This is a genomic window from Streptomyces sp. NPDC001068 (assembly GCF_042897315.1).
Classification (GTDB): domain Bacteria; phylum Actinomycetota; class Actinomycetes; order Streptomycetales; family Streptomycetaceae; genus Streptomyces.
On sequence record NZ_JBIAYD010000015.1, the window covers coordinates 25,123 to 47,026 of the forward strand.

The 21,904-nt window shown below is 70.3% G+C and carries 22 protein-coding genes and 1 pseudogene; 14 read left to right on the forward strand and 9 right to left on the reverse strand.

Annotated features, from left to right (window positions below; translation table 11 throughout):
* Nucleotides 1-57: 57 nt before the first annotated feature.
* Both ACFY3I_RS35960 and ACFY3I_RS35965 read right to left on the reverse strand, forming a co-directional pair.
* The gene (locus ACFY3I_RS35960; RefSeq protein ID WP_390865191.1) at nt 58-1,005 is read right to left on the reverse strand and encodes a hypothetical protein; all 948 of its coding nucleotides are present in this window, start codon (nt 1,003-1,005) and stop codon (nt 58-60) included.
* A gap of 266 nt (nt 1,006-1,271) precedes the next feature.
* On the reverse strand, nt 1,272-1,868 hold the full coding sequence (locus ACFY3I_RS35965; RefSeq protein WP_390865192.1) for a TetR/AcrR family transcriptional regulator: 597 nt from the start codon (nt 1,866-1,868) through the stop codon (nt 1,272-1,274).
* Nucleotides 1,869-1,958: 90 nt separating this feature from the next.
* On the opposite strand from ACFY3I_RS35965, the gene ACFY3I_RS35970 reads away from it, so the two are divergent.
* The 3 genes from ACFY3I_RS35970 to ACFY3I_RS35980 all read left to right on the forward strand — a co-directional run bounded on the left by ACFY3I_RS35970 (nt 1,959) and on the right by ACFY3I_RS35980 (nt 4,820).
* Nucleotides 1,959-2,711 (forward strand): SDR family oxidoreductase, encoded by a 753-nt coding sequence (locus ACFY3I_RS35970; RefSeq protein ID WP_390865193.1) that lies wholly within the window; start codon nt 1,959-1,961, stop codon nt 2,709-2,711.
* 342 nt (nt 2,712-3,053) lie between these two features.
* The gene (locus ACFY3I_RS35975) at nt 3,054-4,277 is read left to right on the forward strand and encodes an MFS transporter (protein ID WP_390865194.1); all 1,224 of its coding nucleotides are present in this window, start codon (nt 3,054-3,056) and stop codon (nt 4,275-4,277) included.
* Nucleotides 4,278-4,586: 309 nt separating this feature from the next.
* The gene (locus tag ACFY3I_RS35980) at nt 4,587-4,820 is read left to right on the forward strand and encodes a hypothetical protein (RefSeq protein WP_390865195.1); all 234 of its coding nucleotides are present in this window, start codon (nt 4,587-4,589) and stop codon (nt 4,818-4,820) included.
* A 186-nt stretch (nt 4,821-5,006) separates the two neighbouring features.
* On the opposite strand, the gene ACFY3I_RS35985 is transcribed toward ACFY3I_RS35980, so the two are convergent.
* Nucleotides 5,007-5,534: a hypothetical protein gene (locus ACFY3I_RS35985; protein ID WP_390865196.1), complete on the reverse strand. Its 528-nt coding sequence runs from the start codon at nt 5,532-5,534 to the stop codon at nt 5,007-5,009.
* A gap of 285 nt (nt 5,535-5,819) precedes the next feature.
* Here ACFY3I_RS35985 and ACFY3I_RS35990 point away from each other — a divergent pair.
* A pseudogene (locus tag ACFY3I_RS35990) lies at nt 5,820-6,716 on the forward strand (NAD(P)-dependent oxidoreductase); the annotation flags it as partial.
* Between the two features lie 192 nt (nt 6,717-6,908).
* Nucleotides 6,909-7,139: a hypothetical protein gene (locus tag ACFY3I_RS35995; protein ID WP_390865197.1), complete on the forward strand. Its 231-nt coding sequence runs from the start codon at nt 6,909-6,911 to the stop codon at nt 7,137-7,139.
* 69 nt (nt 7,140-7,208) lie between these two features.
* Here the strand turns inward: ACFY3I_RS35995 and ACFY3I_RS36000 are convergent, their stop codons facing one another.
* The gene (locus ACFY3I_RS36000) at nt 7,209-8,012 is read right to left on the reverse strand and encodes an anti-sigma factor antagonist (protein WP_390865198.1); all 804 of its coding nucleotides are present in this window, start codon (nt 8,010-8,012) and stop codon (nt 7,209-7,211) included.
* A gap of 129 nt (nt 8,013-8,141) precedes the next feature.
* Here ACFY3I_RS36000 and ACFY3I_RS36005 point away from each other — a divergent pair, with 129 nt between their 5' ends.
* The 4 genes from ACFY3I_RS36005 to ACFY3I_RS36020 all read left to right on the forward strand — a co-directional run bounded on the left by ACFY3I_RS36005 (nt 8,142) and on the right by ACFY3I_RS36020 (nt 11,944).
* Nucleotides 8,142-8,510 carry a helix-turn-helix transcriptional regulator gene (locus tag ACFY3I_RS36005; protein WP_390865199.1) on the forward strand — a complete coding sequence of 123 codons (369 nt, stop codon included), beginning with the start codon at nt 8,142-8,144 and terminating at the stop codon, nt 8,508-8,510.
* Between the two features lie 389 nt (nt 8,511-8,899).
* Nucleotides 8,900-9,700 (forward strand): SigB/SigF/SigG family RNA polymerase sigma factor, encoded by an 801-nt coding sequence (locus ACFY3I_RS36010; RefSeq protein ID WP_390865326.1) that lies wholly within the window; start codon nt 8,900-8,902, stop codon nt 9,698-9,700.
* 65 nt (nt 9,701-9,765) lie between these two features.
* A complete protein-coding gene (locus ACFY3I_RS36015) occupies nt 9,766-10,074 on the forward strand; it encodes a DUF5133 domain-containing protein (protein ID WP_390865200.1) in 309 nt (102 codons plus the stop codon).
* A 637-nt stretch (nt 10,075-10,711) separates the two neighbouring features.
* Complete coding sequence (locus tag ACFY3I_RS36020) at nt 10,712-11,944, forward strand: Ig-like domain repeat protein (RefSeq protein ID WP_390865201.1); 1,233 nt, start codon at nt 10,712-10,714, stop codon at nt 11,942-11,944.
* A gap of 115 nt (nt 11,945-12,059) precedes the next feature.
* On the opposite strand, the gene ACFY3I_RS36025 is transcribed toward ACFY3I_RS36020, so the two are convergent.
* Together ACFY3I_RS36025 and ACFY3I_RS36030 are read right to left on the reverse strand one after the other, a co-directional pair.
* Entirely contained in the window at nt 12,060-12,983 is a 924-nt protein-coding gene (locus tag ACFY3I_RS36025) for an alpha/beta fold hydrolase (RefSeq protein WP_390865202.1), read from the reverse strand.
* A 353-nt stretch (nt 12,984-13,336) separates the two neighbouring features.
* Nucleotides 13,337-14,047: a hypothetical protein gene (locus tag ACFY3I_RS36030; protein ID WP_390865203.1), complete on the reverse strand. Its 711-nt coding sequence runs from the start codon at nt 14,045-14,047 to the stop codon at nt 13,337-13,339.
* 231 nt (nt 14,048-14,278) lie between these two features.
* Here ACFY3I_RS36030 and ACFY3I_RS36035 point away from each other — a divergent pair, with 231 nt between their 5' ends.
* From ACFY3I_RS36035 to ACFY3I_RS36045, 3 genes are all read left to right on the forward strand, one after another.
* Nucleotides 14,279-15,928 carry a molybdopterin-dependent oxidoreductase gene (locus ACFY3I_RS36035; RefSeq protein WP_390865204.1) on the forward strand — a complete coding sequence of 550 codons (1,650 nt, stop codon included), beginning with the start codon at nt 14,279-14,281 and terminating at the stop codon, nt 15,926-15,928.
* A 123-nt stretch (nt 15,929-16,051) separates the two neighbouring features.
* Nucleotides 16,052-16,711 carry a fasciclin domain-containing protein gene (locus tag ACFY3I_RS36040; RefSeq protein ID WP_390865205.1) on the forward strand — a complete coding sequence of 220 codons (660 nt, stop codon included), beginning with the start codon at nt 16,052-16,054 and terminating at the stop codon, nt 16,709-16,711.
* Nucleotides 16,712-16,995: 284 nt separating this feature from the next.
* On the forward strand, nt 16,996-17,907 hold the full coding sequence (locus tag ACFY3I_RS36045; RefSeq protein ID WP_390865206.1) for an alpha/beta fold hydrolase: 912 nt from the start codon (nt 16,996-16,998) through the stop codon (nt 17,905-17,907).
* On the opposite strand, the gene ACFY3I_RS36050 is transcribed toward ACFY3I_RS36045, so the two are convergent.
* Entirely contained in the window at nt 17,882-18,352 is a 471-nt protein-coding gene (locus tag ACFY3I_RS36050; protein ID WP_390865207.1) for a hydrolase, read from the reverse strand. The two genes, ACFY3I_RS36045 and ACFY3I_RS36050, sit on opposite strands and share 26 nt — an antisense overlap.
* A gap of 42 nt (nt 18,353-18,394) precedes the next feature.
* Nucleotides 18,395-19,273 (reverse strand): LppX_LprAFG lipoprotein, encoded by an 879-nt coding sequence (locus ACFY3I_RS36055; protein ID WP_390865208.1) that lies wholly within the window; start codon nt 19,271-19,273, stop codon nt 18,395-18,397.
* A 225-nt stretch (nt 19,274-19,498) separates the two neighbouring features.
* On the opposite strand from ACFY3I_RS36055, the gene ACFY3I_RS36060 reads away from it, so the two are divergent.
* The gene (locus tag ACFY3I_RS36060) at nt 19,499-19,816 is read left to right on the forward strand and encodes a hypothetical protein (protein ID WP_390865209.1); all 318 of its coding nucleotides are present in this window, start codon (nt 19,499-19,501) and stop codon (nt 19,814-19,816) included.
* 129 nt (nt 19,817-19,945) lie between these two features.
* Here the strand turns inward: ACFY3I_RS36060 and ACFY3I_RS36065 are convergent, their stop codons facing one another.
* Nucleotides 19,946-20,530: a TetR/AcrR family transcriptional regulator gene (locus ACFY3I_RS36065; RefSeq protein ID WP_390865210.1), complete on the reverse strand. Its 585-nt coding sequence runs from the start codon at nt 20,528-20,530 to the stop codon at nt 19,946-19,948.
* A gap of 95 nt (nt 20,531-20,625) precedes the next feature.
* Here ACFY3I_RS36065 and ACFY3I_RS36070 point away from each other — a divergent pair, with 95 nt between their 5' ends.
* Nucleotides 20,626-21,885, forward strand: a complete 1,260-nt coding sequence (locus ACFY3I_RS36070; protein WP_390865211.1) for an NADH:flavin oxidoreductase/NADH oxidase family protein — start codon at nt 20,626-20,628, stop codon at nt 21,883-21,885.
* The last annotated feature ends 19 nt before the right edge of the window (nt 21,886-21,904 follow it).

Here is a 21,904-nt window from a genome sequence, read left to right on the forward strand (position 1 = left end):
CGGCGACCGTCATCGCCGCCCCGCGGCCGAGCGGAGCCGTGGCGCGAGGAAACCGGGTCAGGGCGTCCAGCAGGTGCGGGTGAACCAGGTCTGGACCTCGTCCACGGACAGCACCCGAGTCAGCTCGGCCGTCCCGGGGAGCAACGGGAAGAACCGGTCGGCGTTCCAACTGCGCGCGTACGCCGGTTCGTCCAGCACGAGTAGGCGACGTCCCTCCACGACAGGGATGTCGTCGGGCAGCCCCTCGTTCCAGATCCGCTCCCCGTCCGGGGCGAGAAGTTCGAAGGCCCCGGTCGCGACGGCACCGGTACGGCCCTGGGCTGGCTCGGGGCTGGTGGCCAGACGGACGCTCTCCGCCGACGGTGCGGTGCCGGGCACATGGCCGCCGCCGACGAGCACATGGGCAAGAAGCGTGTGCAACTGGAAGTTGTCTCCGATGCCGCCGATGCGCACCTCGAACCCGGTCCGGCTGGGCCGGTGCAACACCACCAGGGGCTCGTCCTCCAGGATCGCCAGCGCGTAGGCCAGGCACTTGAGGTCGTGCCGCTCCAGGGCCGCCAGGTCGCGGCAGGCGGGGAGGAGCGCGGACGCGTAGCGCCGGCGCACCTCGGAGCTGCGGCACAGCACGGCCAGCGCGGGGGGTTGCCACTGCTCGACCGAGCACCAGGCCAGCGCCAGCCGCGTCGCCTCGTGCGCCTCACCGCCCAGCCGGGCCAGCAGCGCGTCGTCGATGATCTTCTCGTCGGCCTCGGGCAGTTCGTCCTCCGCACCGCCGGCGGCGGCCCAGCGGCGGGCGAACTCCAGGGCGTCGAGCAGGTCCCGGTGAGTGCCGTCGAGAACCGGCTCGGCACAGGCTGCCGGATCGGCACCGCGTTCCACGCAGAAGCCGGCCATCGTCGCGAGCAGCGGACGCGGCCCCGTGGGCGGGAAGGCGGGCAGGAGCGCGGCCAACCGGGGCCCCACCGGTACGCATTCAGCGCCCGTCGCCGACTGCAGAGCACTCATCGTCGCATGGAACGCACGCTCGGTACGGCCACCGTCCCGAGCGGCCACTGCCTGCTCGAGCTCAGATATGACGGCGGCCAGATCCGCGGCCTTCTGCTTCTTTCTGAAGATCACCGGCACACCTTAGGCCCGAGGTCTGACATGTGTCATCAGGCCACCGTCGCGCGAGGACTCACAGGTGCGGCTCGGCGGTTGAGTCAGAAGTGGTGACGACAGCAACGGCCAAGGCCTCCTCGTAGCCCTGGCGAGAAGGCTCGACGGGTTCGTCAGTTCGTGGGGCGTGGCAGGACGGCGAGGGCGGTGCGGGCGATGTCCGTCAGCGTCTCCTCGTCGGTTCCGGCCTTGCCCAGTGCTTCGATGCCACGCAGTACGGCGAGTACCAGCGCGGCCAGCTTTCCGGGATCCGCGTTCGCGTCGAGGTCGCCGTTGCGCTGGCAGGCGGTGATGTCGTCCTCCAGCAGGGTGTGCAGCGCCTCGATCGCCGTGTGCGCACGCCCGGCCACGGTCTTGTCGTGTTCGGCCAGCTCGGCGGTGCCCTTGGCCAGCAGGCATCCGCGCTGGGCGGTGTCCGCGGCGGTGGCCGCGGCCACCGCGTGGACGTGGGCGGACAGCCGCGCGTACGCGTTCTCGTCGTCGCCGCGCAGCTGCTGGGCCGTGGCGTCGACGACCGAGTTGCAGTAGTCGTCGAACACGCGGTGGAAGAGGTCCTGCTTGCCGCCGAACGCGCCGTACAGGCTGCCTTTGCCGAGGCCCGTCGCCGCGGCGATGTCGTCCATGCGCGTGGCGGCGTACCCGCCCGCCCAGAACTGCTCCCGTGCGGTCGCCAGGACCTGCTGCTCATCGAATTTCCGAGGTCGTGCCATGAGGCTAAGCATACGCTTTCTTGACCCCGTCGTCCATAACGGTTAGCGTTATGGACGAAGCAGTCAAGAACTACTGAGGAGTGGCGCGTCATGACGGAAGTACTCGCAGGCAAGGTGGCCGTGGTCACGGGGGCGAACAGCGGTATCGGGCTGGCCACGGCGCGGCGGTTCGCGGCCGAAGGCGCCCACGTGATCATCACCGGCCGACGCCAGGACGCGCTCGACGCGGCCGCCGCCGAGATCGGCCACGGCGTCACCGCCGTCCGCGGGGACATAGCCAGCCCCGCCGACCTCGACCGGCTCTTCTCCGTCGTCGCCGAGCAGGGCCGCCGTATCGACGTGCTCTTCGCGAACGCGGGCGGCGGCGAATTCGCAACCCTGGAGGAGGTCACGGAGCAGCACTTCGACGACACGTTCAACATCAACGTCCGCGGGACGCTCTTCACCGTGCAGAAGGCGCTGCCGCTCCTCAACGACGGCGCCTCGGTGATCCTGACCGGTTCCACCGCCGCCACCACCGGCGGAGAGGCGTTCGGCGTCTACGCCGCGTCGAAGGCCGCCGTCCGCTCCTTCTCCCGCACCTGGGCCAACGAGCTGCGCGGCCGCGGAATCCGCGTCAACACCCTGGTGCCCGGTCCCATCAAGACGCCGGGAATCACCGGCCTCGCGCCCAACGAGGAAGAGGCCAAGTCGCTCCACGCCTTCTTCGCGCAGCAGGTTCCCCTCGGCCGCATGGGCGACCCCGCCGAAGCAGCCGCGGCGGCTCTCTTCCTCGCATCCGACCAGAGCAGCTTCGTCACCGGCTCCGAGCTCTACGTCGACGGTGGACTGAATCAGATCTGAGGGTCCGCCCTCCGACCTTTCTTCTTCCTTCTTCCTTCCTCCCTTCCGTCGTTCCGCAGGCGGGGGCCGAAAGCGTCCCCCGTCCGCGGGAAGGCAGGATGCGCCGCCGCGTCACCCTGTCGTGCCGGGCAGCCGCTGCCCGAACCGCGCGGCGGGTCACCCGCACGACTGTGGCACGCGTCACCCGCCCGGCGACCCACCGGCCCGGACGCGCGCCTCGTTCCCATGGTCACGCCGCTGTGACCGCCGCCGCTCACGTCCCCACGGTCGCGGCACAGCACCGCCGCGAAACAACGCGGCACGGGCCACCCACGGCCCCGATCCTTCCAGGAGCGAAGAAGCATGAGTGACCACTCCAGCACGGCATCGGTCATCGGCCGGCCGGAACCGCTACGAGCAGCAGGGCACCCGACGCCCTCGCCGCAGGGCAACTGGCCGGCCGTCGCCTCGGTCGCCCTGATGTCCTTCGTGCTGGTGCTCTCGGAGTTCCTGCCGATCGGCCTCCTGCCCGTCATCGGATCCAGCCTCCACGTCTCGGTCGGCACCGTGGGCCTGGTCGTCGTCGTGCCCGGCCTGACGGCCGCCGTCACGGCCCCACTGCTCACCATCGCCTCGGGAAAGCTCGACCGGCGCAGGGTCCTGATCGCGCTCGCGGTGTCCTTCACCGCCTCCAACGTCGTGGCGGCACTGGCCCCCGACATGCCGGTCATGGCAGTGGCCCGCATCCTGCTCGGCGTCGCCGTCGGCGGATTCTGGGCGATGGGTGCCGGCGTCGCCGCCCGGCTGGTGCCCGCCCAGGCAGTCCACCGCGCCACCGCGCTGATCACCGCCGGCATCTCCGCCGGCACCGTGGTCAGCCTGCCGCTGGGCGCACTCATCGGACACCTCGCCGGATGGCGGACCGCGTTCTTCATCGCCGCCGGCGCCGCCCTGCTCGCCCTCGCGGCTCTCGCATGGCGCCTGCCCTCGCTGCCGCCCACCGGCGCCATACGCATGGCCACACTCACCTCGTCCCTGCGCAACCGCGGTGCCCGCCTCGCCCTGCTGGCCACCGCCCTGATCTTCCTCGGCCACTTCGCCGCCTACACCTACATCACCCCCTACCTCGAAGACCGGGCACACTTCGGATCGTCCGCGGTGACACTGACCCTCCTCGGATACGGCGTGGCAGGACTGGCCGGCAACTTCGCCGCCGGCGCGATCATCGGCCGCAGCCTGCGCACGGTCTACAGCATCGCGGCCGTCCTGGTCGCCGCCTCGGTCATCCTGCTCAACACCCTGACCGGCGCCGCACCCGCGGTGATCGTGCTCGTCGTCCTCTGGGGCGCGGCCTTCGGCGCCGTCCCCCTGGCACTGCAGACGTGGATCCTGCAGGCGAGCCCCGACGCTCCCGAGAGCGGCCTCGCGCTCCTGGTCAGCGTGCTGCAGATCTCGCTCGCCGCGGGATCACTCGTCGGCGGCCTGATCGTCGACGGCTACGGCGTCTCGACCGGCTTCGCCTTCGGCGGCATCCTCGCCCTGCTCAGCGCGGCCACCCAGATCTTCACGCGCGTGTCCCGCGCCTGACCCCCGCCGAGGACGGCCTCGGACCGGCACACGGAGATCGTGCGAACACCCGGCCGTCCACTGACCACGGCCGACCGGGTCAGGGCAGGCCAGGGCTCAAACGGGCTGCCTGGCGTTGGTACTCTCCGTGTCCGAGGCGAGACGGGGGAGACGATCGTGGGAGCAGAGCGGTCGAGTCCGCCGAGACGCTGGTCCAGCGGAGTTGGCCTTGGCGCAGTCATCGGCGGGCTGACCGCAGTGGTGACCACTACTGCGATCGGCAGGGCATGGGCTGCTTGTGACATCGGCGGCAGAGTTGGAGCCAACGGCATGACCCTGCTGTTTCTCGCGCCGCTCATATGGATCGCCGCTGCCGTCCCGTGGGTGGTCCTGCACAGCACCCTGGCAAGACGTCATCGCAGGACGTCCCTGATGGCAGGGCTCGTCTTCACCCTGTGGTTCACCTGGTTCCTGGTCACATGGCTGGGGATGCCGGACTCCTACCCCGCCCCGTTCTGCCCGGGCAACGTCCCACCCTGGTGGCCTGGCTTCATTCCGGCATGACGCCGGGACAGCTCCTGGACGACCTCGGCAGCAGACGCGGTAGGCCACGTACGACGGTCCGCACCGCCTCCGGCCCGGAAGCGGCCCGGTCGGGGTGTGGCACCCCGAAGCCGGCACCAGGAGTCGGGACCGGCTCCGCACGGATGGGACGGTAACGACCGAGCGGCACACCAACTGCTGTGCCGCTCACAGTCGGTCCCCCTTGACGGGCCGTTTCGGAGGGTGGTCTCCGCCGCCGTCCTTGCCGTCCTGGTCGCAGGTCCGCGGGTCGTAGGACTGGTTGTTGGGGATCAGCAGTACTTCGGCGACCTGCGCGGGATTCCCGGCGTAGATCCACTCGTCGCTCGTACGGTCCCCGGCTGGTCCGAACGACTGGAACGAATAGACCGTCTGGCACCCCAGAACCACGCGCTTCGTGTCGACCGCGCAGGCGTCCAGTTCGGGGCCGTTGAACTCTTCGGCCCCGTCGAAGCGGAAGTGGAAGTGGACCTGGTCTCCCGCGGCGGGCTTCTGCGGGTAAGGCTCAAGGCGCCAGTCGACGATCTTGGCGGTGGCGCCGGTGAGCCGGCCGGAGTTGTCCTCGATCCGCACCCTGACACCGGCCCTGCCGCGGTCGGCGGTGGTGTCGGTGCAGCCCAGGAGGGAAGAGCAGCCGGACACCGCAAGGGTCACGAGAGCCAGCAGGGGACCGACGAGTATCCGTGCGGGAATCACTGAGGAGACCTCCCCGTCGTGGTGGAGCGCAGCAGCGTATCCCGGAGCGCTGCAGGTACTGCGCGACTGCCCCGCACGGCTCGGAGTTCGCGGCTTCACGACGCCGTCGGCTCGTCGACCTGCGACCTCGTCCGGCCGCCGCGGCTCAAGAGGAAGTGCGAACTCATAGGATGATCGGAGCGCCCCCTCGCGTCTCCAAGGGAACAACCGGCGAAGGCCTTTGAGGCGGGACGGCGGGACGGCGGGACGCCGGCAAGCCGCAGACGCTACGACCGGGAAGGCGGTGACTCTTTGACCTCGCGCGTAGCCCTCGTCGGCGCCGGCCGGATGGGGACACCTCTGTGTGGACGCCTGGTCTCGGCCGGACACACGGTGACCGTTTGCGACCTGTGCCCCGAACGGGAGCCGGCGGTACGTGCGTTGGGTGCGCAGTGGTCTCCCTCCGTGGTGACCGCCGCTGCCGGAGCGGATGTCCTGGTGACCGTGGTTCCGGGACCCGACGAGGTGGCGGCCGCTCTGCCGGATGCCGTCTTCGCGGCCCTGGCGCCCGGGGCGGTGTGGATCGACATGACGAGCAATGCCCCGGCGGCGGCACGGGACTTGCGGCAACGAGCGGCGGCACACGGCGTCGATGTGCTCGAAGCGCCCATGGGCGGCAGCCCGGACGACGCCGAACACGGGCGTCTGCGGCTGTTCGTGGGCGGTCCCGCTGACGTCCTCGACCGGTGCAGGCCGCTGTTGGAGGCGGTGACGACGGCGGACCGCATCCGGCACATGGGCGGCCCGGGAGCCGGCTACACCACGAAGCTCCTCATCAATCTCCTCTGGTTCGGACAGGCCACGGCAACCGCCGAGGCCCTGCTGCTCGGTCAGCGGGCGGGCATCGACCTCACCGCCCTGCACGGCACGCTGGCCGACAGCGCGGCAGGCAGCGACTTCATCCGCCGGGACCTGCCGGCCCTGTTCGCCGGGGACTACCTTCGCTCCTACGGACTCGACCGCATCCACGACCAGCTCGAGGTCGTCAACGAGGAGGCCGAACACCTCGGCACCCCGCACGAGTTGGCCGACACGGTGGCGCGCATCCACCGCCGGGCCCTGGACCGCTTCGGACCCGTGGACGGCGAACTCCTCGCCGTGGCGCTCCTGGAGGAGGCCGCCGGTACCCTGCTGCGCCCTTGACCGCTCCGCTCGGCCTCCACTCGGCGGGTGAGCAGGTACGACGACTCATTGGGCGACGGAACGATGGTGGCCGTTCCCGCGGGGTCGGCGCGTCCGCCAACGAGCCGCACGGTGTCACACCGACCCCGAGCCCTGCCGTGCGCCCCCGTCCCTGCAGGGCTTCACCCTGCCGGGTGTGGGCAGGATGGCGGCATGAGTGAGAAGCGTCCCTGGCATCGTGCCGAGTTCACCCAGCCGCCCGTCGACGACTTCGACTTCGAGGCGGCGTCCGACGAGGGGATCCGCTTGTACTGTCTCCGTCGGTCGCGGGCGTATCTGGCCCGGGCGGAGGCGGCGGACGCGGCGACCGGCGGTGACCGCCCCCTGGAGACCGCGGCCCAGTACGCGATCATCGCCGAGGCGTTCCGGGAGGATCCCGCGTAGGGATGCCGTGTCGGGCTCTGGCTCACATCGCGTGCGTCGGCGGGTGCCGTCCGTGGGGTGGCAGCAGGGTCACCCCGTCGAGGCGCTGTGTGTCTGCACTGCTGCGGCGAGGTGGCCGGCGAGCGGACCGGGCAGGGTCCGGCCCTCGGAGGTCCCTACCACTGCGTCGGCGATCAGATGCAGTTTCGTGTTGGTGTGCTGGGATGCCGTCACGAGGACCTGCCACGACTGGTTCGTGGTGAGCTTGAACGATGCCATGAGCATGCCGCGGGCTATGTCGATGTTCGTGCGGGTCTCCATCGCCCGGTGCAGTTGGGCGTTCTCGGTGGCGAGGGCGCGCCCGGGCCCCGCGATGTTCCGTGGCGAAGGGTTCGGAGGTGTCTGCGGGTGCCCGGTCGCGTCGTCGCGTGCCGTGGCCGGCCCCTGCCCACGTGTGGGGTTCCCGGTCGTCGGGTTCTCGGGGGAGGCGGACCGCTGACCGGGGTCTGCCGGGCCTGTGCGGAAGAGCGGAAGGGTGCTGGTCAGAGACAGCAGCCTCTCCACGGCCGGGCTGGTGGCGTGCAGGACGACGCTTTTCCCTCTCGTGTGGGCCTGGTGGCGCACACGCAGGAGGACGTTGAGGCCGGAACAGTCGCAGAAGTCGACGCCCCCGAGGTCCAGTTCCAGGCCGCCGGGGGAGTCGTCCAGGGCTTCGCTCAGTGCCTGGGCCAGCGTCGGGGCGCTGTCGAGGTCGATTTCGCCGGCGACCGTCACGACAAGCCGTTCCCCGGCGGCGTCCACCTGCAGGGACACCTGGGCCGGCGGGTGCGGGGACGGACTGCCGCACCTGGGGCAGCCATGCCCGTCGGGGGAAGGTGACTCGTACTGGGACATGTTCAGCTCCCGCGCATACCGTCTTCTCGCTACTCTCAGATTCACCCCACCTGCCCTTCACGTCAACCAATACACGAATAAAAATTCGCCTCTTTGGAGACGTGAAACAGGCCACGTAGTGTGGAGTGCATGGACCGAGCGCAAGAGCCACACGCAGGCTGGACCTTCCTGACCAACCACGCCCGGGTGCTGGCCGCGATCGCCGCCGACAACACGACCCGTGTCCGCGACATCGCTGTCCGCTGCCGGCTCACGGAACGAGCGGTGCAGAAGATCATCACGGACCTGGAGGGGGGCGGCTACCTCACCCATGTCCGGGAAGGCCGCTCCAACGTCTACCGGATCTCTCCCGGCACGTTCCTGCGGCACCCCGCCGATGCCCCGGCGACCGTCGCCGACCTGCTGGCACTCCTGGACCACCACGACTCCGCCCGCCCCGCCGGGACGACATCCGCACCCCCCGCCGCAACCACGGCCGACACGCTCGGTGATCACTGAGCCGACACGCCTGAACCACCCCCACCACCGCGACGGCTGCCCGAGCGCAGTGACGACGTCTCGGCGCGTCCCGGTCGGCGCGGCCTGACCTCTCGTCACCGTCCTCTCGCCGCGACGCTGCTTCCCGGCGACAGCGGCAGGTCGAAGCGGCTCGACGCGGCGCGTGTTCCACCGCGGTTTGCGGTGCGTGGTCGGGGGCAGGCGGGGGTCAGTGCTTCGGACCGGAGGCGCCTGCCCAGCGGGGATCCCCCGACCTGTCGGCGCTCCGGTGCCGGCCTTCCTCGTTGCGGCACCCCTGACCACGCCATCAGAGGGCAACGGAATCCGCATTCCGAAGTCTTCTGAGCATCCGTCCAGGAGCACCTGTGCCCAGCAACGTCGCCTCCAGCCTGCCCCGCACGCCCAACCACCTCGCCCGTACCGCGTCCCGGCACCCCCACGATGACGCTCCCGACACCGCGTCCCTCTTCACCCGGCTCGCCGCCCTCCAGGACGGCCCCGAACGAAACGCATTGCGCGAGGAGTTGGTGGCCGCGTGGCTGCCCATGGCGCACCGCATCGCCGGCCGCTTCCGTGACCGCGGCGAGAACATCGAGGATCTGCGGCAGGTGGCCGCCCTCGGGCTGGTCAAGGCCGTCGACCGTTTCGAACCCTCCCGCGGCGCCTTCGAGAGCTACGCGGTGCCCACCGTTACCGGTGAGATCAAGCGGCACTTCAGGGACCGGATGTGGGTCCTGCGGGTGCCCCGCTCCGTGCAGGAACTGCGCAACCGGGTGAGGGTGGCCCGTCGTGAACTCACCCTGCAACCGGGCAGCGCGGAACCCACGACGGCTGCCCTCGCCGCCCACACGGGGCTGTCCGAGGACGAGGTCAAGGCCGGTCTGGAGGCCCTGGACAGCTTCAGCACCCTCTCCCTGGACGCCGAACTGTCCATGGGCGAGGACGGGTACAGCCTCGCCGACACCTTTGGGGACGTGGACGGTTCCTTCGACACCGTCGTGGACCGGGAGGCCGTCAAGGAAGGCCTGAGGCGGCTGCCCGAAAGGGAGCGGGACATCCTCTACATGCGCTTCTTCGAGGACATGACGCAGAGCCGGATAGCCGAACACCTCGGCATCTCCCAGATGCACGTCTCGCGCCTCATCACCCGCAGCTGCGCCATGGTCCGGGCCGAGGCCCTCCGTCAGTGACCCAGGCCCTCGACCAGCTGCCCACCCCCCGCACCTCGCCACCTCGCACCCCTGGAGACTCTCCGATGCTCATGCCTCACCCCGCGACGCTCCGCGGACTCCTCACGGAGTACGAGACGCTGCTCGCGGTCGACGCCCTCGTGGACGACAGCGTTCCGGGCCGGCGCCTGGAAGACCTCGCCTACACCTTGTGCGTGTCCACCGGGACACGGGAGATCGCGCAGGCCCTGCAGGTGGCCCGCGACTATCTGGACCAGACGATCGACGCCACCACCGGCATCGGGAAGACGACCGGCCCGGGTCCGGCACGGACCGTCATCGCCACCGGTCGTCGGAGCCGCCCCGCGAGCTCGGCCCCTGCCCTCCACAGCTGAGGCCCGAGCCACTCGGTACACGAATGCTCCGGTGCGACGGCGTGCCGCTCCGCACCTGTCGGCCCGGATACCGGGAGCGGCGTAGGCTCCGCGTGCGGAGGACGTCCGGAACGTGATGTGCCCATGGCGCCCTCCGCGCCGCTTCACCCGACTGTGGCTCGTCCCGGTTCTCCCGGGGCGGGCCACAGCCATGTGCGGTCGCAGGCGTTTCCACGCGATCGCGCTGCCTCACGAGTCCGAACTCCGGCGGCTGTTGCGATCAGTCGCACACAAGATCGGTCGTCGGCCACGGTCCCGATACGGAATCGGTTGCTGTCGGCCCGTCAACTCGGCACACCCATCGCATTGGTGAGCCCCGCAGGCGAGAGCCACCGGGCTTCCCTACTCGGAGATGCGGGGTGCCGGGTGAGCCTTACCGGAGGACCGAAGGACCGAGAAAGGCGGCGGATGTGGGCTCGGGTTCGGAATCGCGGTGTGCGCTGGTCGGTTGATCGCCGCGCGGTGGGACGGTGTGTTCGAGGCGCGTGGGCCAGGGGATGTGGCTAGATCACAGAGCGGCCTCCCGAACGCGGGGTCGCACATCGACCGAAGCCCGTGGCGTGCCGCGGTGCCGCGCCCCTGCCGAGGAGCCCCCTTCATGAGATTGATCCCGACGCCTGCGACGTCCGGACAGGACGCCGGCGCAACCGTCGGCGGGCGGCCGGTGCGCGCGACCCGCCGCGGCGCCCTTCTCGCCGCCGCCGTGCTGCCGGCGGCGGTCATGGTGCTGCCCACAGCGACGCCCGCCGCGGCAGCGCCCGTCACCCTCACCTTCACCGCCGGCGCCGACCAGCCCTTCACCGTCCCCTCGGGTATCACCCAGCTGTCTGTCACGGCCACGGGTGACGCAGGGCAGAACGGACCCAGCGGCGGAGTGGGCGGCAGCGGCGCCGCCGTCAGCGGCACCCTCGGCGTCACGCCCGGCAGCACCCTCTACGTCAACGTCGGTACCGGCGGCGGCATCAGCAACGGCCCGATCCCGTTCATTCCAGGCGGCGCCGGCGGTGGTTCGAGCGACCTTCGCACGTGCCGTTCGGTGGACGCCGGCTGTGTTCTGACCGGCGTCCCCGGCACCGACCCCCGCCTCATCGTGGGCGGGGGCGGAGGCGGGGGAGGCGCCGGAGTCGCTTCGATCCCCGTCCCCGAGGCGACCGGCGGAGCCGCCGGAGACACCGGGCAGCCCGGCGGTGAGCGGCCTGACGGCGGCAAGGGCGGTGGTGGAGGCACCCAGACGCAGGGCGGCGTCGGGGGAGCCCTCTGCCCCGACAGCAGCGGTACCGCCGGCGCCACGGGCCAGCCCGGTGCCGGAGGCCGGGCCGGCGGCACCGTCGGTGGCGGCGGGGGTGGGGGTGGCTGGTTCGGCGGCGGCGGAGGAGGCGGCTGCAACAGCATCTCCGGTGACGGCACCAGAGGCCCCGGTGGCGGCGGTGGCGGGTCGAACCTCGTCCCGGCGGGCGGTACCTCCGGACCCGCGTCGGGGCCGGCACAGCTGACCATCACCTACACCCCGGGCAGGCCGGTGACCACCAACCTGACCGCGCTCCCGCACCGCACCCTGATCCGTCTGCCGGTCGTGCTCGGCGAAAGGGTCTGCCCCGGCGCCGGCTCCACGACCAGGCCCACCGGCACGGTGACGTTCACCGACACCACCACCCACACCACCCTCGGCACCCGCCGCCTGCTGCCCGCCGTCGGACACTGCGCCACCGCGGGCCTCGTCACCGCCTTCCGGACCAGAGGCACGCACACCATCACCGCCGTCTACAGCGGCGACGCGGTCTACCAGGGCAACAGCGACCATCCCGACACCCGCCCGGTGACAGTGCTGTGACCAGCCGGTAGACGCACCCGCAGCGGCCTCCTGCGGAGCGATCCGCAGGGGGCCGCGTCCACGATTCCATCGAGGCGTCAGCCTGCTGCCGTCGAGTGCCGGCACGCTCCCGGACTCAGTGCTGCGTGTCGAACATGTCCTCGATCGCCTTGAGTACGAGATCGGGGCGCTGTGTCGGCACCTCGTGGGAGGTGCCCTCGGCCGTGACGAGCGTCCGGTTGGGCGCCTCCTGAACAAAAGCGGCGGCGGCGTCCCGCCAGTGTTGGGCGTCCTCCGGAGACCCGGCGAACGGGGTCTTCTCCGACACCATGACCGCTGCCGGTACCGAGTTCGGCCAGCTGAGCTTGTGGAAAGCACGGTGCGCCGTGGCGAATCCGTCAGCGGTGGCGAGGAGTTGACGGTTCTCCGGCTTCTCCGGGTCCTTCCTCGCCGCGTCGACTTCCGGCTTGGTCGCGGCCACAAGACGCGGGATCTCCTCGTCCGTGAAGAACTGAGGGAGGTTGGCGTCGACCAGGACCGCACCGGAGAGCATCTCCGGGTTGCCCTTCGCGAAGTAGGTCGCGATCTCGCCGGCCTGGGAGTGGGAGACCAGGGTCACGTCCTTGGTGACACCCAATTGCTTGAGTCCCGCGGCGAGGTCGCTGACGGCGCTCTCGACCTTCCACCGGCCAGGTACCACGTCGCTCCTGCCGAGACCCGACCGGTCGTAGGTGATGACGGTGGCCCCCGTGGCCGCGCGAAGTCCGGGGACGATGTTCTTCCACTGTGAGGAGTACTCGCCGCCGCCCGAGTCCAGCACGATCGTGGAGCCGCTGCCCCGCGTGACGTAGAAGGCCAGACGGTGACCGCCGTTGTCGATCATGTGCAGCTCGGCTTCACTTGACTTGCCGCTGCCTGGTGATGCGGACGATGTGGCCGGGTGCTTGGCGGCGTGGCCGTTGTCGCTGCAGGCCGTGGCGGCGCCGGCGGTAAGAGCCAGCACGGCGAGAGAGGCCAGAGCACGGTACGCGGACCGGCGCGTGCGGGGCGTGCGGGACATGAATGTTCCTTCGGCGACGTGAGTACGTTGTGACCTGTCCGATCATTCGGGGACGTGCTTGATCACAGAATCCCGCTGGCCCGACTGTTCGCGGTGTCGCTGTCGCCAGTCCGCGCGGTGGGGTTAACCCCCGCGAGCGGCCACCGGGCGATGTGCCTCGCGCAGCTGCGGATGACGGGTCCTGTGCGTGCAGGGTTCAAGGTGCCGTAGGCCGTGCACGACTGCCCGCGCCGGTTGCGGGACCGACTCAACCCGGTTGTCGGCCAGGGCAGTCGGCGACGACCGCTGGGACAGGACCGCGGAGACCATGGAGGCGCCCGCTTTCGAGCGCCTGGTCTCGGCCGGTGGGACCGTCACTTGATGGGTGTCCTCATCTCGGTGCGGACCTCGAGAGTGATTTTGGCGGTGGCCTTCAGGTCGAGGTTCACCGATCCGGAGCGGGTCATGTCGGCGACGCGGGCCCAGGAGTTGCCGTCCGCCCAGGCACAGACGGGGTAGCTGAGGGTGTTTCCGTCGGCCCACTTCCGCGTCACGATGTCGCAGCTGACGTGGACGGGGGAGCCGGCCGGTGTGTCGTCCTGCGGCTTTACGAGGACTGTCACCTGGGTGTTCTTGGAGGCGTTGTCCGCCAGCACGTGGGCGCGCATCCTGTCGGTGTTCTTGAACCGCCCGTACATACCGGTCACGACGAGAGAGCCCCGTTCGCCGTCTTCCGGTTTGTAGGTGGCGGCGATGCCGTGGATGTCCTCGGCGTCCCAGCTGCGCCGCCAGCTGTTCTGCATAGTCAGGCCCAGAGTCGAGGAGTCGTCCCTGTTCAGTGTGAAGCGGCCGTCGACCAGTTCCGGTCGCACGGTCAGGGAGGAGTCGGCCGGAGGAAAGCTGTTCTCGACCCCCATGCCCACCAGCACCATTGTCGCCGCGAGCGCGACGATCAGGAGGACGACCCCGCCGGCGATTGCGGCGATGAGCCCGATCCGGCTCCTGCGCGGCGGGGCGGGAGACGGGGCGCTCCAGGGCGAGGGCGGCGTCTGGTGCGGCGGCTGCGGCGCCGGAGGTATGGACACGTCGAAAAGATACTCGATGCATGTGTGTCGCCGTCCTCGGCGAAAGGCTGGAGAGCCTAGGGCTCGGCGCCGCGTCAGGCGTGGACGGGCCCGGGTCGCCGGCGCGAACCTTGGATCGACGGGCAACCGCGTAATCCGTTGCGGATTGAGGGACGGATTGGTGTGAATTCCCTTTTCACCTGATCAGGTTGGGGACCAATCCGGGCCGGGGTGCAGAACCGGATTCCCCGCGTGAGGGACGAAGAGAAGGACCAGCGAGTACGGCCCGGTCGGCTGCGCCTGGCGCTGGGTGCCCTGAGTGGGGTGCTGGCCGGTTTCGCAGCGCTGGCGGTGGCCGAACTGGTCGCGGCCGGTGTGCGTCCGCAGTCCGGTCCGATCGTCGCGGTGGGCGGCGCATCCATCGACGCGACGCCCGCGGCGGTCAAGGACTGGGCGATCCGGCACTTCGGCACCGACGACAAACTCGTGCTGCAGCTAGGCATCCTCGCGGTGCTGACCGTGCTCGCCCTGGCACTGGGCGCGCTGGCGGTGCGGTGGCGGCGTACCGGAGCTGTCGGGGTTCTGCTCATGGGGGCGGTCGGAGCGGCGGCCGCGGCCGGCCGGCCGGACTCCACCGGGCTCATCGACACACTGCCCTCCGTCGTAGGAGCCCTTGCCGGGGCCCTGCTCCTGTACGCCCTGACAGGCCGTCTGACCGCTGCGAGGCGGCCGGCGGCGTCTGAGCGGGCTGCCGAGCGCGGGGAGGCCGCCGAGTGCGGGGAGGCCGCGGCCGGTCCGCCCGTGTCCGAGAGCTGGGACCGGCGGGGCTTCGTCCTCGCGGCAGCCTCCGCGGCGGCCGCGTCCGCCGTGGTCGGCGCGATCGGCCGGACGCTGAACGCCTCGCAGGGCCGGGACGCGGTCGCTTCACGCGACAGGGTGGTCCTGCCGCCGGCCGGGTCGCCGGCGCGGCCGGTGCCCCGCAGGTCCGCACCGCGCGTCCCCGGAATCAGCCCCTTCACCACGCCGAACAGCAGCTTCTACCGGGTGGACACCGCGCTCGTGGTGCCGAAGGTCGACGCCACCGCCTGGCGGCTGCGCGTCCATGGCAAGGGCGTACGTCGTCCGGCTGACTACTCCTTCGACGACCTGCTCCGTAGGGAGCTGATCGAGCGGGACATCACCCTGACCTGTGTCTCCAACGAGGTCGGCGGTCCCTATGTGGGCAACGCCCGCTGGACGGGCGTGCGACTGGCGGACCTGCTGACGGAGTGCGGGGTGAGGCCCCCGTCGAGGGGAGGGCCGGCGGACCAGCTGGTGGCCCGTTCGGTGGACGGCATGACCCTCGGCAGTCCGGTCGAGGACGTCATGGACGGCCGCGACGCGCTGCTCGCCGTCGGCATGAACGGCGAACCGCTGCCCTTCGAACACGGCTTCCCGGTACGGATGGTGGTACCGGGCCTGTACGGGTTCGTCTCGGCCTGCAAGTGGATCGAGGACATCGAGCTCACCACCTTCGACGCGTACGACCCCTACTGGGTCAAGCGCGGCTGGGCGCGCAGGGCCCCGGTCAAGACCCAGTCGCGGATCGACACCCCCAAGCCCTTCGCCCGGCCCAGGGCAGGCACGGTGATGGTCGCCGGGGTCGCCTGGGCTCAGCACCGGGGCATCGACAGGGTAGAGGTCCGCGTCGACGACGGCCCCTGGCAGGAAGCGCACCTGGCCGCCGAGGACACCCCGGACACCTGGCGGCAGTGGTCCCTTCCCTGGCAGGCAGCCTCCGGCGGTCACACCCTCACCGTACGGGCCACCGACCGCACCGGCACCGTCCAGACCAGCAGGCGGACCGGGACGATCCCCGACGGCGCCGGCGGCTGGCACTCCGTCGTCGTGACCGTCGACTGACCCCCTGCCGCACGGGCCCCCTGACTCGCTGCCCCACGGGCCCCGAGCCCGTTGCCGAAGCCACCTTTCCTCAACCCCCAGAGCGCAGCCGCAAGGTGCTGCGCCCTTCCACAGGAGAACATGATGAACACCCGTATCCGCCGTAGCACCGGCCTGCTCGTCGCCGCCGCCGTCCTGCCGCTCGCCCTGACCGCCTGCTCGGGCGGCAGCGACTCCGGCAAGTCCGGCTCCGCCGGCAAGACGTCGGCCTCGGCCACCAAGGGCAGTGACGACATGAGCGGTTCCGGCAGCAACGCGAGCGGCATGGAGCAGCCGTTCGGCACGGCCTGCTCGTCGGTGCCGAAGACCGGTGCCGGCTCCTTCGACGGCATGGCCCAGGACCCGGTCGCCACCGCCGCCTCCAACAACCCGGCGCTCTCCACGCTCGTGACGGCGGTGAAGAAGGCAGGTCTGGTCGACACCCTCAACAACGCGCAGGACATCACGGTGTTCGCGCCGACCAACGACGCCTTCGCCAAGATCCCGAAGGCCACCCTGGACAAGGTCCTCGCCGACAAGGCCGAGCTGACGAAGATCCTCACCTACCACGTCGTAGGCAAGAAGCTGGCCCCGAAGGACCTGGAGAACGGATCCTTCGACACGTTGGAGAAGTCGAAGGTCATGACCGCTGGTTCAGGTGAGTCCTACACCGTCAACGGCTCCGCCAAGGTCGTGTGCGGCAACGTGAGGACCGCCAATGCCAACGTGTACATCATCGACACCGTCCTGATGCCCAAGAGCTGACCCCGGCACGGCGGGGAACGCCGTCCCGCCCGGGCGCCTTGACATGGGGCGACCCGGGTGGGACCCGTGGACGCACCGGCTGGTCCGGCCGGCCGCCGCGTTGGCCGGGGAGATCCGCGCCGGAGCGTCCTGAGTAGTTGTGTGATGCGGGTCATATTCGATCTGTCGAACTTCCGCGCCGCCCACGCGTCCTGTGTCCGTGCCCCGCACCCGCGGGGCTGCGGGCGGCGGGGACCGACTGCACCGATCGCGGCCGCCCCTCCGGGCATCGACAGGAGCACCTGATGGACCACAGTAGCGACAACCCCTTGGCCCCAGGCACCCACGACCTCACTTTCGACGAGCTCGGCGGTATCCGCCAGCGCTACCACGTGCACGGCTCCGGTCCGGTGTGCATGGTGCACCCCGGCGGGCCCGGCTTCTCCTGGGAGTACCTGCGGATGCCGGCCCTGGAGGAGTTCTTGACGCTGGTGTACGTGGAACCCGTCGGCACCGGAGGATCTGGGCGCCTGGCCGGCCACCCGCACGGCTACACACGGGACGTCTACGCGCAGGCACTCGACGCGCTGATCGTCGCGCTCGACGCCGGGAGGGTCAGTCTTCTCGGCCACTCCCACGGTGCCTTCGTCGCGCAGCACTACGCCCGTGAGCACTCGGAGAGGCTGGCTGGACTCGTCCTCTACGAGAGCGCTCCCGTGACCGGACCCGAGCACTTCGCCGAGGCCGTCCGCAATCTCGACCGGTTCGCGGCCGACCACGCGGGCGACCCCGGGCTGCAGGACGTCCTGGACGCCTGGCAGTCGGTCCCGGCGATCGCCGACGACGCGGCCTTCACCATGGCCGCCCGCCGCCTGTTCCCGGTCTACTTCGCCGACTACTGGGGCCACCAGGACGCGTATGCCTCCGTGCTTGAGTCGATCAGCGGTTCCTACATCTCCGGACTCGACGACTGCATGGCCCCCACGGCCATCGACGACCGCAGCGCCCTGGAGTCGATCACCACGCCCACCCTGGTGATCGTGGGTCGCCATGACTTCATCTGCGGTCCGCGCTGGGCCGGCGAGATCCACGAACGGATCCCTCGGTCCACCCTTCTTGTGCTCGAGGACAGCGGCCATTTCGGCCACATCGAAGAGCCGGAAGTCCTGACTCGCAAGGTCGCCGACTTCGTCACGTCAGCCGACGCGGCTGCCTGACGTGCACCGGACGGCGGCCCTGCGCGCTGTCGAGCACGCGCTTGATGCCGATCAGGACGCGATAACGCTCCCGCTTCGCGAACTCTGTCATCTCCCAGACCACCGGGCGCCCTATTTCCGCACACAGATGCAGTACTCGCCCCTCCTTCACCGAGACTCCTACGTGGGCGCCGTAAGCATCGTCGGTGGCGTTGAACAACAGCAGGTCAAGTGGGCGCGCAACCGATACGCGAGCCGTGGCCCGCGTATCGGCCCAGAGTTCACCGGAACGCACATCAGGTGGAGCCAGGTCGAAGTGCCGCAGCACCTCGTAGGCGAACAGTTGGCAGTTCGCCCCCTCCGCCAGGCCTGGACGGTCTGCGACCTCCGGAGACCCCGGAAACCGGGAGCCCACGTACGGAACAGTCCAGAAAGCGGGCGGTAGTTGGTGCAGCAGGGGATCCATGGCCCCATCGTCCCCGAGGCCGAACCGGGCAGGGATGACTTGTCAGCCTTCGCGCGCGTCTCCGAGGGACACCGTGTCGGCCGAGGCGGGGGCCTTGATGGTGAGCCGCTTGTTGAAGTCGAGGAAGGTGACGTTCAGGTCCAGCGGACCGTCCCCGGTCTCGGGGAAGAACTTCTCGTCGTGCGTGCCCCTGAGGCGGAACTGCTTGGTGTGGCCGGTGCCGTCGACCCACAGGTCCATGGTGAGCGGTTCGGTGATCTCCAGCCCGATGAGCTGGTCCAGCCGGTCACCGGTCACGTCGTCCTTCGCGACGGTTCCCGAGTAGTGGACAGTGCCGACGCCGGCAACCGTCTCGGTCCCGACCATCTTGAGGTCCTTGGACCCGGTAAGCAGCGAGGGCTGCTCGATCGGGTTCTCCTCCAGTACGTTCGGCAGCAGCCCGAACGCCTGGTTCTGCGAACTGCCATGTCCCCAGACGGCCGGGGCGGCACTGATCCAGCCCTTGTGGTCGGCCCGGCGGGCGCGCAGTGCGCTTCCGCCTGCGTAGATCGTGTCCTTGACGAACCGGAACTCCATCGGGCCGTGCCAGGCCGTGCCGGCCTCGGCCGTCACCTTCATGTTCATGGCCCAGGGCTTCGTGGTCATGGAGACCTCGCCCTTGACATGCCCCATCGACGGTACGGTCCCGGCGATCCGGTAGCGGAGCGAGGTGAAGTTCCCGGTGCTTCTGGCTGCCTTCGCCACGACCGCTTCGGGCTGCTCTCCGGCTATGGCGTCGGTTCCTGCAGCCGCGGTCGAGTCGACCGCGGCCCGGCGCGCGGAGCTGTCCGGGGAAGGAGCCGTGGAGTCCTTCCCGTCGGTCGCGGCGCAGGCGGCACTTCCTCCGGCGAGCAGCACACCCACGCACGCGGCGCGGGTCATTCTCCGTGGCAGCGTGCCGTGCGACCAGAACTGCACAATTCCCCCATAGGGCAGAAGACCAGTGTCAGGGCCGCGAGGGGGTTTCCGTGACGTTCGGTAAGTCCTGCGGTCTGTTGGACGTATGTTCACCTCACGTGAATCCGCTGGTCAAGTCCGTTCACGGGCGTCGGCACCTGCAAGGAAACGCGTTCCCTCGATGTCTGGTCGTACGGCATGATCGCAGGCATGGCGGAAGCGAAACCGGACCAGTTGGCGCGACTGTGGGACGAATTCATGACCTTGCGCTTTCCTCCGGGCTTCTATCAGCGAGAGCCCGCGGGCGCGTGCATGGTGATGATGGACACGATGCTCGCCGGCTGTGTCTCCTCGGCCATGGACGGCCCCTTGGACGACCGGCGCGGAGAAGTGCTGCACGCACGCACCGCGGTCCTTGAAGAAATCCTTCCGCTCATTGGTGACGACGAGTACGCGAGCACGTACTTCACGCACTTGCACGGGATGGCCGTGCTGGCAGCCGAACTCGACGCCGCTCGCGGCGATTAGTGCCGCGCACCACTGCTCCTGCACCTGGACCTGGCAGGTCTTGAGCCGCGCCATGGTGCGGGAGGGCGCAGGCGTGGGTGCCGTGGCCGGGCGCGACCGCCTTCGGCGCGAACTCCGGGCCGGCGTCCGTCACATGGCCGCGGGGGCGGTGAACAGGGCGTGGACGGCGGTGCGCACCTGGTCGGCGACCAGTTCGGGAGTGGTGGTGTCGAGCTTCCCGTCGAGGTGCAGGAAAGCCAGGCCGTGGACCAGGGCCCACACGGTGACCGACAGCGCGTCGGCGTCCGCACCGGGGAAGGCGCCACGGACGATGCCGCGGACGTAGTCGGAGATCGCCGCGGTCGCGGCGACCCGTTCCTCGCTGTTCGGGTCGCAGGGTTCGGCGAACATCACCCGGAACAGGGCCGGGCGGTCGAGTGCGAAACGGACGTAGGCGACCGCGACCGCGGCGAGTTCGTCGGGCGTGGTGGGTGACGGGTGCGCGGCGAGCAGGTACTCGGCGAGTTCTCGGTAACCCTCCGCGGCGACCGCGGAGACCAGCGCCTCGCGGTCCGCGTAGTGCCGATAAGGGGCCGTCGCCGAAACGCCGGCCCGGCGCGCGACCGCCCGCAGGGACAGACCGGCGCTGCCGTCCTCCTCCAGCAGTTCCCGCGCGGCACGCAGACAGGCGGCGCGCAGATCGCCGTGGTGATACGTGCCGCCCGCTTGCGACATTCGCCACACTCCCTCAAGTTTACATCGCTTACATCGTCCTCTTAATGTGAACGCTGCACACATTTTAAGCGGTCGAGATCGAGAGAGGAACCCGGATGACCAGCGAGTTGTTCTCGTCGTTGTCCCTGCGCTCCGGGCAGGTGCTGACCAACCGGATCGCCAAGGCGGCCATGGAGGAGAACATGGCCGGCACCGGCCAGCTTCCGGACAAGGAACTGTTCGAGCTGTACCGGCGCTGGGCCGCCGGTGGCACCGGGCTGCTGATCACCGGCAACGTCATGGTGCACGCCGAGGCGCTGACCGGCCCCGCCGGCGTGGTCCTCGACGCCGCCGCGCCACTGGAGCCCTTCGCCGAGTGGGCCAGGGCCGCCAAGTCCGGCGGCGGAGCCGTCTGGATGCAGATCAACCACCCCGGCCGGCAGATCGGATCCGACATGCCGGGCGTCGTCTGGGGACCGTCCGCGGTCGCCGTCGACCTGGGAAGGCACAGCGGCCGCTTCGGCAAGCCCGTCGCCATGACGCCGGAACAGATCCAGACCACCGTCACCCGGTACGCCGTCACCGCCCGGCGCGCCGAACAGGCGGGCTTCGACGGCGTCGAGATCCACGCCGCGCACGGCTACCTGCTGTCGCAGTTCCTGTCCCCACTGGTGAACAAGCGCACGGACGAGTGGGGAGGTTCGCTGGACAACCGGGCCCGGATGCTGCTGGACGTCGTCCGTACGGTGCGCGCCGCGGTGTCTGGGTCGTTCGCGGTCGCGGTGAAACTCAACTCCGCCGACTTCCAACGCGGCGGCTTCGACGCCGACGACGCCCGCCAGGTGATCGGCATGCTCGCGCCGCTCGGCGTCGACCTCGTCGAACTCTCCGGCGGCAGCTACGAGAGCCCCGCGATGTCCGGCCGCCCCGCCGACGCCCGCACCCACGCCCGTGAGGCGTACTTCCTCGACCTCGCGAAGGACCTGGTCGACACCAGCCCGCTGCCGCTCATGCTCACCGGTGGCATCACCCAGCGGCACACCGCCGACAGGGTCCTGGACAGCGGGGTGGCGGTCGTCGGAATGGGTACGGCCCTCGCCGTCACCCCCGACCTGCCCGAGCGCTGGCGTGAGGGCCGCGAGGCCGACCACCGGCTGCGGCCGGTCACCTGGTCGGACAAGGCCCTCGCCTCGGCGGCCGGCATGGCCCAGGTCCGCCGGCAGATGCGCCGCATCGCCCGCGGCAGCCGTCCCACCCCCCGCACCCACCCGGCGGTAGCCCTCCTCGCCGAGCGGCGAATGCAGCGGCGGGCCCTGCGCCGCTACCGCGCCTGGCTCTCCGCATCGCAGCGGACGGCATCGCAGCGCGCCGTGTAGGCGTGCCACCGTACTCGCC